Genomic DNA, 11,137 nt, shown 5'->3' with positions numbered 1-11,137 from the left:
AGATCGCCGCCGTCACCGCCTTCCTCGTCTCCGACGACGCCTCCTACATCACCGGCCGCACCATCGAAGCCGACGGCGGCTACTTCTAACCCCCCGATCCCCTGGGACGCCGAAAGACGGCCTCTCCGACGGCGCCCCAGGCACTGCCCTCGTCCACCCCGCGGGATGGGGCATGCCCGCGAGGCGGACGAGGGCGAACAGGCCCGTCTCCCCGCACACGTGCCACTTTTCAAGGAGTTGAGAGCCATGGCGCCCAAGGCACACGTGGGTGTCACCGGCCTGGCAGTGATGGGCCGCAACCTGGCCCGCAATTTCGCCCGCCACGGATACACCGTCGCCGTCCACAACCGGTCCAGCGCGAAGACCAAGGCGCTCGTCGAGGAGTTCGGACACGAAGGTGACTTCGTCCCGGCAGAGTCCGCGGAAGAGTTCGTGGCCGCGCTGCACAGGCCCCGGCGCCTGATCATCATGGTGCAGGCCGGCGACCCCACCGATGCGGTGATCGAGCAACTCGCCCCTCTGCTGGAGCCCGGCGACGTGATCATCGACGGCGGCAACGCACACTTCACCGACACCCGGCGGCGCGAGGCGGCACTGCGCGGGCACGGTATTCACTTCGTGGGCGCAGGTGTGTCCGGCGGCGAGGAAGGAGCGCTCAACGGGCCCTCCATCATGCCTGGTGGTTCCCAGCAGGCGTACCGGGAGATCGGCCCGCTGCTGGAGACCATCAGCGCCAAGGTGGACGGCACACCCTGCTGCACGCACGTCGGCCCCGACGGTGCCGGGCACTTCGTCAAGATGGTGCACAACGGCATCGAGTACGCGGACATGCAGCTGATCGCCGAGGCCTACGACCTGCTGCGGCGCCTGGCGGACATGAGTCCAACCGAGATTGCCGAAACCTTCCGGAGCTGGAACACCGGACGCCTCGACTCCTACCTGATCGAAATCACCGCCGACATCCTCGCCCACGTCGACGCCAGTACCGGGCGCCCCTTCGTCGACATCGTCGCCGACCAGGCAGGCCAGAAGGGAACCGGCCGCTGGACCGTGCAGACCTCCTTCGACCTGGGTGCACCCGTCTCCGGAATCGCCGAAGCGGTATTCGCCCGCTCCCTGTCCGGCTACGTCGGGCTGCGTGAGGCCGTCGAGGCCGTACACGCCGGGGAGAACTGGCTCCTGCCTCCTGCAGAGCGGGTGCGCTTCGTCGCCCAGGTCGAGCAAGCCCTGTACGCCTCGAAGGTCGTCGCGTACGCGCAGGGCTGGAGCATGATCGCCGCCGCCAGCGAAGAATACAACTGGGACATCGACCTCGGTGCGATGGCGACGATCTGGCGAGGCGGCTGCATCATCCGTGCCGCCTTCCTCGACCGCATCCGCACCGCCTACGCCGACAACCGTGCGCTGCCCACCCTGCTGGTCGACCAGCAGTTCGCCCAGGAAGTGAACGCTGCCGAGGACGCCTGGCGCGGGGTGGTGGCGGCCGCCGCGCGCAACGGCATTCCCGCACCGGGCTTTTCCTCCGCGCTGGTGTACTACGACACGCTGCGCACGCCGGCTCTGCCCACCGCCCTCACCCAGGCCCAGCGGGACTTCTTCGGCGCCCACACCTACCGTCGCACCGACCGCGACGGAGTCTTCCACGTCCGGTGGAGCGGTGACCGTGCCGAAGAAAGAGTGCACTGACATGAAGATCCACATCGGCTCCGACCACGCCGGTCACCGGCTGAAGGCCCGCCTCGTCGACCGGCTCACGGCACTCGGGTACGATCTGATCGACTGCGGACCGAACACGTACCGGGAAGACGGCAACCACCCCTCGTATGTGATCGAGGCCGCTCACCGCACGGTTGCCGATCCCGGAAACCGGGGCATTGTCATAGGCGGCTCGGGCAACGGTGAGGTGATCGCCGCGAACAAGGTCGTCGACGTGTACGCCGCGCTGGCTTGGAGCGAGGGGACAGCCCGGCCGGCCCGGGAGCACAACGACGCCGACGTCATCGCCCCGGGCGCTTGTACGCACTGCGCAGAGATGACCGAGAAGCCGGTCCGGACGTTCCTCACCGCGCAGTCCAGCCACGACCTACGGCACACGCGCCGTATCGACATGCTCCACGCCTACGAGCGGACCGGTGAGATACCCACCGCAGTTGACGGGGCCGCGCCGCAGGGAGCAGGCAGCCGTGGGTGACCTCCTGCTGATCCGGCACGGTGAGACGGCGTGGATCCTGTCACGCCAGCACACCAGTTACACGGACCTGCCGCTCACCACACATGGTGAGCGGCAGGCACGGGTTGTGGCGCCCCTGCTCGCCGAGCGTGACATCGTTCTCGCGCTGACCAGCCCGCTCCGGCGTGCCATGCGTACCGCCGAACTCGCCGGGCTGACCCGTGCCACCACCGACCCGGACCGGACCTGCACGAGTGGGAGTACGGCGCCTACGAGGGCATCACCACGGCCGAGATCCGGCGCACCCGGCCGGACTGGGACCTGTGGACCGACGGCGTCGCCCTCGGGCCGGCCGGGCACCCCGGAGAGAACCCGCGAGAGGTCGGTGACCGCGCCGACCGCGTGCTCGCGAGCATCACCCCCCTCCCGGACGATCCGGCGAGAGGCGATGTCGCCGTAGTGGCCCACGGCCACTTCCTGCGCGTGCTCACCGCCCGCCGACTGGGGCTCCCGCCGTCCGAGGGCCGCCTGTTCAGCCTCGACACTGGGACCGTCAGCCGTCTGGGAACCGAGCACGGACGCCCGGTGATCGCCGGTTGGAACGTCGCCCCGCCGACCGGCACCCGGACCACGCCCCGGATGTCCGCGAAGGGAGAGGTTGCCTGACCGCAGGCGGCCACTCCCGTCACCCCCTTTTTTTTGTCGGATTCCGGAACGGAGCACCCATCCATGAGCGCCAGAGCCCGCCTCACCCGGACACCCCGGCACACGGAGATGCCGGACGGCGGAGATCTACGCCGCGTCACCTTCGTCACCATCGCCGCGGCACTCGGAGGTTTCCTCTTCGGCTACGACAGCGCGGTCATCAACGGTGCGGTCACCGGCATCCAGCACCACTTCCACGTCACCTCCGCCGAGACGGGCACCGTCGTCGCCGCTGCGCTGATCGGCTCCGCCGTCGGTGCCGGGGTCGCCGGGCGTCTCGGCGACCGCATCGGCCGTCTGCGTGTGATGCGACTCGCCGCTTCCCTGTTCGCGATCAGTGCGCTCGGCTCCTCCATGCCGTTCTCCCTGTGGGATCTGGGCGCCTGGCGCGTGTTGGGCGGTGTTGCGATCGGACTTGCCTCGCTGGTCGGTCCAACCTACATCGCCGAAGTCGCCCCGGCCCGCTACCGCGGACGGCTGGCTTCGTCCCAGCAGGCGGCGATCGTGCTCGGCATCACGACCTCACAACTCGTCAACTGGGCGATCGCGCAAGGGGCGGGAGGCAAGAGCCAGAATCCGCTGGGCCCCCTGGAAGCGTGGCAGTGGATGCTGATGGCCGCCGTTGTCCCGGCCGCAGCGTACTTCGTCTTCAGCAGCCGCATTCCCGAGTCGCCGTACTTCCTGATTGCCACGGGCCGCAGGGACCAGGCGCGACTGGCGCTGCTCGACATCGAAGGGGCGAGCGTCGACACCGACACCCGCCTCGCCGAGATCGAATCAGCCCTCAGCGTGGGCGAGAAGCCGCGTATACGGGACCTGTTCGGCTCTCGTTTCGGCCTGCTCCCGATCGTCTGGGCCGGTATCGGCCTCGCCGTCTTCCAGCAACTCGTCGGCATCAACGTGATCTTCTATTACTCGTCGATCCTGTGGCAGTCCGTGGGTATCGACCAGTCCAGTTCACTGCTGATCAGCCTGTCCACCTCCGTCGTCAACATCATCGGCACCGTGGTGGCGATGATGTTGATCGACCGGATCGGCCGCAAGCCCCTGGCCCTGATGGGCTCGGCGGGAATGACTGTCTCCCTCGGCCTGGCGGCCTGGGCGTTCTCGTACAAGACCGGCAGCGGCGGCAGCCTGTCGATCCCGGACACCCAAGGGGCGGTGGCCCTCGTCGCCGCGCACGCGTTCGTGTTCTTCTTCGCCGTCTCCTGGGGCGTGATCCTCTGGGTCATGGTGGGCGAGATGTTCCCGCTGAAGATCCGTGCAGGTGCCATGTCGGTGGCGACCGCCTGCAACTGGATCGCCAACTGGGCCGTCACCGAGACCTTCCCGCGTATGGCGGACTGGAACCTGTCCGCCACTTACGCCATCTACGCCGCGTTCGCGTTGCTGTCCCTCGGCTTCGTCGCCGGAGTCGTGCGTGAGACCAAGGGACAGGAACTGGAAGCGATGGGGACGCCGACGTGAGACCTCTCCCTCGTGAAGGAGAGGGATTCCTGGCTCAGCCTGACGGAACAGCGTCCCGGCAGGTCATGTGCGATCAGCGCCAGCCGGGTTGAGACCAGCCCGGACCAGCATCAGGCGGGCGGAGTCCTTGTCCCTGGGAGACACGGCTCCGCCCGCCGCGCCGTCCATCGTGGTGTGCGCGGGTGGACCAGGCGCACGATCCGGCCGTGCTTGCGGGCCATCTTCAGCAAGACCTGCTTGGTGGCACCGATCGCGGCGCCCGCTGCCTTCTTCGCCATGGTCGACCTGGCGAGGAAGACAGCGGGCGGAAGTCCTCGACGGCGATGGCGTCATGGTCGCTCACCACACGCTCTTGTGGCCGGTGTCCTGCCGCTGCCTGGCGACCTTCGCGTAGGTCTTCGCCCGCTAGGCGGTGGCCCGGGATGCCGCGGCCGCGGTGGGCGAAGGCGCCGTGGCCCGTCAGACGGCCGATGCCGGTGGAGTCGATGCCGGCCTCCGCGCCCGTCTCAGGGGCGGGCCACTCCTCAAGTGCCGGGCCGGGGGGACTGAGTGGTCCGGAAACGAGACAACTGATCGGAGTGCCGTGATCGTCGGCGCTGCCGCCGCCGAGGTACCGCGTGGAGCCCTCCCGGCCATGGCCGACCCGCAGCATCACCCGCGAGGCGCTGGCTTCTTCCGCGGTCTGCCGCTTCGCTGGCGGCCTCGTCAGACGCCGGTGATTCTTTTGATCCAGGTGCGGTGTGAAGCGACGCTGCTGTATTCGTTCGGGCCGAAGAGAACGCCGACCTCCTTGCCCTTGTAGAAGGCCGGGCCGCCGGAATCGCCGCCTTGGGTGGCGCCGCTGAGCTTCTTGGTCCAGATGGCTCGCCCGATGATGCCGTCGTGCTTGACGGCTGTCACGCGATTGGTGGCGGTGCGCAAGTTCTTCGGGTGTCGCCCGTAGCTGCCGTATCCGTAGATGTTGACGACCGCCTGCCTGGGCGGGTCGGCGTCCGCGAGCTTGACGTGCTGTGCTTTGATCGGCTTGGCGAGGCGGAACAACGCGACATCGTCCAGGCCGTCGGTGTCGAGGTGCCGGATCTCCGTCACGTCGGCCTTGGTTCCGTGCCCGATTCGCACGGAACCGACCCGTACGCTCATCTTGGCAGGCTCGTCGTTGTAACAGTGGTAGGCGGTGAGCACCCACCGGTCTGTGAGCATGGTGCCTGTGCACGCGAAGTGCCCGTCTGCGTAGACCTGCACGGCCCAGGGCGCGGAGCGGACCGCTGTGCCATCGCTGATCGCGTGCGCGGCGCTGAGCGGAATGACGAGAGTGGCTGCGAGTGCGATTCCGGAGACGGCAGCGAGCCGTTGGCGGTGGTCCATGGTGTGCTTTCCTTGACGGTCGACTGATTGTGGTTCGGCACATGCGGCCTGGACGGCCGGGAAGAGCACGGCGTATCCCTGCAGGCTGTACCACCCCGTTCCTGGCCAGCCCTACTCTCGCGGCACGGCAGAGGGGGCCGCCTCGGCCTTTCGGTCAGAAAGGAAGGGGCCGGGCGGCGCACGCCATCGTTGCGGTAGTTCTTTCGGGCAGTGATCAGGGCACCTGTCCGGCATGTTGGAGAAGAGGGAAGGCGGTTGCGAAGAGGTCACGCAGACGGCTCCCATGAACGTGACGCGGGCATCGGAGCGCATCGCGGCCCGGCGGGGTGTGCACAGACCCACGTTGAGCAAGGCGAGAGCGGAGAAGCGAATGTCTGTGACTGCTCAGCCGACCGGAGTGAGCACGGTCACGACGGCGAACGGGAGCAGGAGGCCCTTCGGCGAGCCGGATGCCGAAGCCCAGCGGCACGGCAAGACCGTGATGGGGCTCGTTGAAAACGGTCACCCCCTGCTCGGGGGTGCTCCCACGCCTCTGAGTGGATCTCCACCCATTCGGCACCTGACCCGCGGACGGGCGCCACATGGGAGAGAACGCCCGATCGCCAGCCGGCTCCAGGGGCGGGTCGGGCTGTGAGGTGGCCGATGGCCATCGCAGAGCGACAACGAATTAGGCGCCCTTGACCGACGGGCACGGCCCGCACACTTCACGACTGCTTTCAGGTGTGCTGACGGTTCTGTGCCCGGCATCGGGCGTCCCTGTCGGCCGGTGACCGGGGACCATGTCCAACGGGATGGCGGCTGAGCCTGGTCGTGCAGCCCGCTCGCAGCTCGCGAGCGTCCTTGCCGCGCAGGTGGTCTGACTGGTGCTGATCGTTTCTGTGGTGAATTTGGTCGCCCACCTGGGGAGAGTCGCGTGGGGCAGAGGGCGTACCAGTATCTGCTGCAACGCGGAACTGTCCCGCCTGTCCCACATGGTCGGCCGGCTTGAGAAACGCGGGTTCGTGCGCCGCGAGCCCGACCCGCGCAACGGGCGCTACACGCAAGCGATCCTGACCAAAGCCGGCTACGCCTACCTGGCGGGCGCGGCACCCGGACACGTAGCCGGGGTGTTGGACGTGTTCATCGACGTGCTGACCCCGGACGAACTGCGAACGCTGCACCGGATCTCCGACAAGGTGCTCGCCCGCATCGAGCACGCACAGGGTGAGACGACGAGCGACCACCCGGGCGATCGGGCCGCGACGGGCGTGGCCCGGTAAGAACTCCTCCGGGCGGTATTCACCGGCTCCGGCCCCTTCCTGCACAACGACCCGGTGGACAGGCCCGACGAGGTCTACGCCGGCACCGTCACCCTGCACAGCGGACCGGGGGTACTCCTCCCACCTGATCCTCCCGGTCATCCCTGAATGATCAACGCAGATCGGCGTACTTGACTCAAGGAGCCAGCCACGTCGAATCTCGCGGAGTTCCTCGTCGACACGGCAGAGCGGCAGCCCCGGCGTCCCGCGCTGCGCCTGGGCTCGAAAGCGATCACTTACGCCGACGCACCGCTGCGATGCTCCTCGCCCCCCTGCCCAAGGATCGGGAGACACACTTCCAACTCCGTGACTCGGCAGCGGCGGCACTCCACGGCGTGGTATTGGGCTCCTGGCGGGGGCGCACAGGGCGCGGCCGCCGCCGGAGTCCGGCACTACGCCGTGCAACCGACCGCGTTCACCGTCTTGTCGGCCGGACACGAGCCGCTGCCCGATGTCGCCGCTGCCGCGCCGGACGACAGCTCGTGCCGATTTCACTCGGCGAGGGCGGCTTCCCCGGGCGCCGGGCTACGTCCGTACGATGGCGGGCCGGGCGGTCGAGACGGGGCATGATCAGCACCACGCCGATCTCCACCGGCACCAGCACGGCGCTCCGGTGCAGCGTGGCGCGGTAGCCTCGGCCGGCGCTGAGCGTCGACCTTGTTGCTCTTTGCCCCCTGAGGTGCCGTACCACTGCGTGAACCGCGGCGCCTGGCGGGGGCTGACCGCGTGGACGCGGTGGCCGACCGCGATCAGCGCATGCACCCACGGGCCGCGGTCGACCTGGATCCCGACCACCACCTGCCCGGGCTCCAGGTCCTCGCCGCCGTGCCGCGCGATGAGAGCGTGCAGCTTGGCGATACCCTCCACGCCCTCCGGCAGCCGCGCGGTGCCCAGCTGCGGCCCGCCTCGTCTTGCATCTCGACATCCCGCGTGCGCTCCTGAGCCCGCACGTTGGTGTCAGGAACGAAGGGTGCGCAGGCCGGTGCGGATTTCGCTGACCAGGATCTCGGGCTGTTCCAAGGCCGCGAAGTGCCCGCCCTTGTCGGCCTCGCCGTAGTGGACCAGATTGCTGTAGGTGTCTTCGATCCAGCTTCGCGGCAGGCGTGGGATGTCCCTCGGGAAGACGGTCACCGCGACCGGAAGCGTCAGCTTCGGGCCAGCGAAAGTGCCTGATTTGTTCTCCCAATAGATGCGGCCGGACGACGCTGCGCTGTTGGTGAACCAGTAGAGGGATATCGCGTCGAGCATGTCATCGATACTGAGGGCATCCTCGGCAAGCCCGTGGTTGTCGGTCTTGGACTGGAACTTCTCGTAGATCCAGGCTGCCTGACCAGCGGGAGAGTCCGCCAGGGCGAATCCGACAGTCTCTGGCTTCGTGCCCTGAAGGTGGTTCGACCCACCGAGATCGCCGGTGTAGACGGCGAGGGTCTCCACGGCGTAGCGCTGCTCGGGCGACAAGGTGTCGGGTATCTGTGGGGGAAAGGCGAACTGGGTGTTCAGATGAATTCCGAGAAGCCCCTCAGGTCGCATGACCCCGAGGGCGGTGGTGACGACGGCACCCCAATCGCCGCCTTGCGCCGCCCATTTCGTGTAGCCGAGACGCTTCATCAGCTCCACCCACGCGCTTGCGATGCGCGATACAGTCCACCCGGTTTCCGTTGGCTTCTGGGAGAACCCGAACCCGGGGAGCGACGGGACGACGACGTCGAACGAATCGGCGACGTCTCCTCCGAACCCAACCGGATCGGTCAGTGGGCCGATCAGCTTCAGGAACTCGACGATCGAGCCCGGCCATCCATGCGTGAGTATCAGCGGCATCGCGTTGGGATTCTTGGACCTGACGTGGACGAAGTGGATGTCCAGCCCATCAATCTCCGTCAGGAACTGGGGGAAGCGATTGAGGTCGGACTCGAGGCGCCGCCAGTCGTAGCTGCGCTCCCAGTAGTCGACCAGAGACCTGGCGTTCTCCACGCGAACCCCTTGCGACCAGTCGCCCACCGTTTCCGGATCCGGCCACCGAGTTCTGGCCAGTCGCTGCTTCACGTCGTCGATCTCCGCATCCGAGAACGAAACGGTGAACGGACGGACGAGGGCCGAGGCCGGCGGCTTCGGTGCGGTCATTGCCTTCTTCCCTTCCCCTGAGCTTCGAAGCACAGCGCAACTCTCCATTGCACATTGATGTGCAATCTTTTCGCTGTACACCGGTGTGCAATCTACTTCACTGTACAGTGGTGTGCAATGATGCTGTCGTGCCCACCGAGTCCTCCCGTGTGCGCTCGATGAACGAGACACGCAATCGCATCCTCGATGTCGCCCTCGATGTGCTGGGAGAGAACCCAGACGCCGCAATGGGCGACATCGCCTCCGCTGCCGGCGTCGTCCGCCGCACGGTCTATGACCATTTCCCCTCGCGCCTCGACCTGGTTCGGACACTCACGGAACGGGCTGTCACCGAGATGACAGCCGTGCTCACCGAAGTCGACGCCTCCGACGCGGAAGCGGCCGTGGCATGGGTCGAATTCGTCGCCCGTGTCTGGCCGGTGGCACACCGGTATCGAGTGCTGTTGGCGCTGCGCCGTGGCGAGTACAGCGAGGCCATCCACGGCCTGCTCGGGCCGGTCGATGAGCTCCTCGCTGACCTCGTGAAACGGGGCCAGGACAGCGGTGTGTTCGCACAGCATCTGCCGGCAGGCATTCTGAGCCAGATTGCCTACGGCGTCGTGTTCTCCATCGCGGACAGCGACCTGACGGACGAGGCCCCCGGCGCCCGAGCAGCGACGATCACGAGCCTGCTGATGCTGGGAGTTCCCGAGACGCGCGCAATCGCTCTCGTAGGCGACCAGCCCTGATCTGCAGCACTTGAGCGGAGCTCGCAGATCGTCCTGCTCCGGACACGACATCGTCACCGCGCCCCGCCAAGAATCCGGAGAGAACAGAATGATCGCGACGATGCCGACTGGTCTCTGGTCGAGGGCGTCTGCCGCTCAGCCCGGACCACGCTCGCCGAGGTCAGAAAACCGCGCGGTCTTGCATGCGCCGTTCGCGGTATGTGCGCAGGTTGAACGCATTGGCGTGGGCGGCGGTTCCAGCTTGCCGGACTGGTGCACCTCGATGCATGCGGCATCGCTCGGTGAAGCCGCCGTTACGCCGTTGTGCCCCCGTGCCCGGAGCGGACGTCATGTGTGAGCGGGCGGAACACGGCGGCTGAAGGCCCGCCGGTACGCGGTCGGTGTGGTGTTGAGCATGCGCCGGAAATACAGCCGCAGGTTGGCGGCCGAGCCCAGGCCGGAGTCGCGGGCGACCACGTCGATGGAGTGGTCCGTCACCTCCAGCAGTTGATGGTCAGCCCGATCGTGGAGGCGATGGCGACCCAGGCGGCCAGGCACTCCGCGAACGGGCCGCGCTACTCCGTCGGCGGAGAACTGCTCCGCGAGCGGGGCAACCTGCCTCGACGGACCCGCATGGAGGAGGCCGCGCTCTCCTCCCGATGGCGCAGCTGATACGGACCGGCACCAATCGCCGCGGGCAGAACCCCGCGCCGCACCATGAAAGGACCACGCACAGTGAGCACGTACGCCGTCACCATCCCGGAGGAATCCGAGGTCTTCGGAGCGACGACCGCAGGGTTCGCGCGTTTTGAGTACTCGGCCGCGGTCCGCGCCCACGGCCTGCTCTTCATCGCCGGCCAGGTCGGGTACCGCCCCGACGGGAGCCTGCCGGAGACCATCGAGGAGCAGGCCGAGTGGGTGCTGCGCCGTACTGAGGAGGTCCTGCGTATCGAGGGGTTGGCCCTGTCCGACCTCATCGAGGTCGTCAGCTACCACCCGGACATGCAGGAGCACTTGGCGGGCTTCCTGGAGATGAAGAAGCGCTTGGTCAAGGAGCCGTTTCCCGCCTGGTCGATGATTGGGGTCAGCGGCCTGGCCCGGCCCGAGTTCCTCCTGGAAGTGCGGGCCGTCGCCGCCTACCCGGACAGCGACGCCCGGTAGCCGCCAGTATCGGGCGGCCCGCACGATTCACCCTTCCGAAGAATGCCTGCTGCCTCTGTTGGCAGCCGGTTCGGGGACCGGCTGGCGGCGGGCCATCAGGTACGCCGACGGCCTCGCGGGAAGACTGCCACCGTGAGCCGCCG

11 protein-coding genes and 2 pseudogenes are annotated in these 11,137 nt (G+C 67.7%); 9 read left to right on the top strand and 4 right to left on the bottom strand.

What is annotated here, in order from left to right:
* The first annotated feature begins 2 nt into the window (after window positions 1–2).
* The 5 genes and pseudogenes from AB0D74_RS49340 (at window position 3) to AB0D74_RS49320 (ending at window position 4,342) form a co-directional block, all read left to right on the top strand.
* Window positions 3–89 (top strand): SDR family oxidoreductase, encoded by an 87-nt coding sequence (locus tag AB0D74_RS49340; RefSeq protein WP_362602878.1) that lies wholly within the window; start codon window positions 3–5, stop codon window positions 87–89.
* A 157-nt stretch (window positions 90–246) separates the two neighbouring features.
* Window positions 247–1,686, top strand: coding sequence for an NADP-dependent phosphogluconate dehydrogenase (gene gndA / locus AB0D74_RS49335; RefSeq protein ID WP_362602872.1), 1,440 nt, complete (start codon window positions 247–249; stop codon window positions 1,684–1,686).
* Window position 1,687: 1 nt separating this feature from the next.
* Window positions 1,688–2,191 (top strand): RpiB/LacA/LacB family sugar-phosphate isomerase, encoded by a 504-nt coding sequence (locus tag AB0D74_RS49330; protein ID WP_362602869.1) that lies wholly within the window; start codon window positions 1,688–1,690, stop codon window positions 2,189–2,191.
* Window positions 2,184–2,836: pseudogene (locus AB0D74_RS49325) on the top strand (histidine phosphatase family protein). Before AB0D74_RS49330 ends, AB0D74_RS49325 begins: the two are co-directional and overlap by 8 nt.
* A gap of 63 nt (window positions 2,837–2,899) precedes the next feature.
* Window positions 2,900–4,342, top strand: coding sequence for a sugar porter family MFS transporter (locus AB0D74_RS49320; protein ID WP_362602866.1), 1,443 nt, complete (start codon window positions 2,900–2,902; stop codon window positions 4,340–4,342).
* A gap of 63 nt (window positions 4,343–4,405) precedes the next feature.
* On the opposite strand, the pseudogene AB0D74_RS49315 reads toward AB0D74_RS49320, so the two are convergent.
* Both AB0D74_RS49315 and AB0D74_RS49310 read right to left on the bottom strand, forming a co-directional pair.
* Window positions 4,406–4,744 (bottom strand): annotated as a pseudogene (locus AB0D74_RS49315) (RNA-guided endonuclease TnpB family protein); the annotation flags it as partial.
* A gap of 303 nt (window positions 4,745–5,047) precedes the next feature.
* Complete coding sequence (locus tag AB0D74_RS49310) at window positions 5,048–5,707, bottom strand: DUF1986 domain-containing protein (protein ID WP_362602863.1); 660 nt, start codon at window positions 5,705–5,707, stop codon at window positions 5,048–5,050.
* Between the two features lie 863 nt (window positions 5,708–6,570).
* Here AB0D74_RS49310 and AB0D74_RS49305 point away from each other — a divergent pair.
* Window positions 6,571–6,966, top strand: a complete 396-nt coding sequence (locus AB0D74_RS49305) for a hypothetical protein (protein WP_362602860.1) — start codon at window positions 6,571–6,573, stop codon at window positions 6,964–6,966.
* A 996-nt stretch (window positions 6,967–7,962) separates the two neighbouring features.
* On the opposite strand, the gene AB0D74_RS49300 is transcribed toward AB0D74_RS49305, so the two are convergent.
* Entirely contained in the window at window positions 7,963–9,126 is a 1,164-nt protein-coding gene (locus AB0D74_RS49300) for an epoxide hydrolase family protein (protein WP_362602857.1), read from the bottom strand.
* A 128-nt stretch (window positions 9,127–9,254) separates the two neighbouring features.
* Between AB0D74_RS49300 and AB0D74_RS49295 the strand changes: the two genes are divergently transcribed.
* Window positions 9,255–9,854 carry a TetR/AcrR family transcriptional regulator gene (locus AB0D74_RS49295; protein ID WP_362602854.1) on the top strand — a complete coding sequence of 200 codons (600 nt, stop codon included), beginning with the start codon at window positions 9,255–9,257 and terminating at the stop codon, window positions 9,852–9,854.
* A 327-nt stretch (window positions 9,855–10,181) separates the two neighbouring features.
* Here the strand turns inward: AB0D74_RS49295 and AB0D74_RS49290 are convergent, their stop codons facing one another.
* Window positions 10,182–10,331, bottom strand: a complete 150-nt coding sequence (locus AB0D74_RS49290) for a hypothetical protein (RefSeq protein WP_362602852.1) — start codon at window positions 10,329–10,331, stop codon at window positions 10,182–10,184.
* A 12-nt stretch (window positions 10,332–10,343) separates the two neighbouring features.
* Between AB0D74_RS49290 and AB0D74_RS49285 the strand changes: the two genes are divergently transcribed.
* Together AB0D74_RS49285 and AB0D74_RS49280 are read left to right on the top strand one after the other, a co-directional pair.
* Window positions 10,344–10,505, top strand: coding sequence for a hypothetical protein (locus AB0D74_RS49285; RefSeq protein ID WP_362602850.1), 162 nt, complete (start codon window positions 10,344–10,346; stop codon window positions 10,503–10,505).
* A 63-nt stretch (window positions 10,506–10,568) separates the two neighbouring features.
* Window positions 10,569–10,994: a Rid family hydrolase gene (locus AB0D74_RS49280; protein ID WP_362602847.1), complete on the top strand. Its 426-nt coding sequence runs from the start codon at window positions 10,569–10,571 to the stop codon at window positions 10,992–10,994.
* The last annotated feature ends 143 nt before the right edge of the window (window positions 10,995–11,137 follow it).

The sequence above is a fragment of the Streptomyces sp. NPDC048278 genome, assembly GCF_040652195.1.
GTDB lineage: Bacteria > Actinomycetota > Actinomycetes > Streptomycetales > Streptomycetaceae > Streptomyces.
Note: the sequence above shows the minus strand (reverse complement) of the source record. Positions and strands in the feature narration are given on the sequence as shown.

Excerpts from the sequence above, each read along its gene's own strand:
- gndA (WP_362602872.1), top strand. The coding sequence starts at position 247 with ATGGCGCCCAAGGCACACGTGGGTGTCACCGGCCTGGCAGTGATGGGC.
- AB0D74_RS49310 (WP_362602863.1), bottom strand. The coding sequence starts at position 5,707 with ATGGACCACCGCCAACGGCTCGCTGCCGTCTCCGGAATCGCACTCGCA.
- AB0D74_RS49285 (WP_362602850.1), top strand. The coding sequence starts at position 10,344 with ATGGTCAGCCCGATCGTGGAGGCGATGGCGACCCAGGCGGCCAGGCAC.
- AB0D74_RS49300 (WP_362602857.1), bottom strand. The coding sequence starts at position 9,126 with ATGACCGCACCGAAGCCGCCGGCCTCGGCCCTCGTCCGTCCGTTCACC.
- AB0D74_RS49330 (WP_362602869.1), top strand. The coding sequence starts at position 1,688 with ATGAAGATCCACATCGGCTCCGACCACGCCGGTCACCGGCTGAAGGCC.
- AB0D74_RS49320 (WP_362602866.1), top strand. The coding sequence starts at position 2,900 with ATGAGCGCCAGAGCCCGCCTCACCCGGACACCCCGGCACACGGAGATG.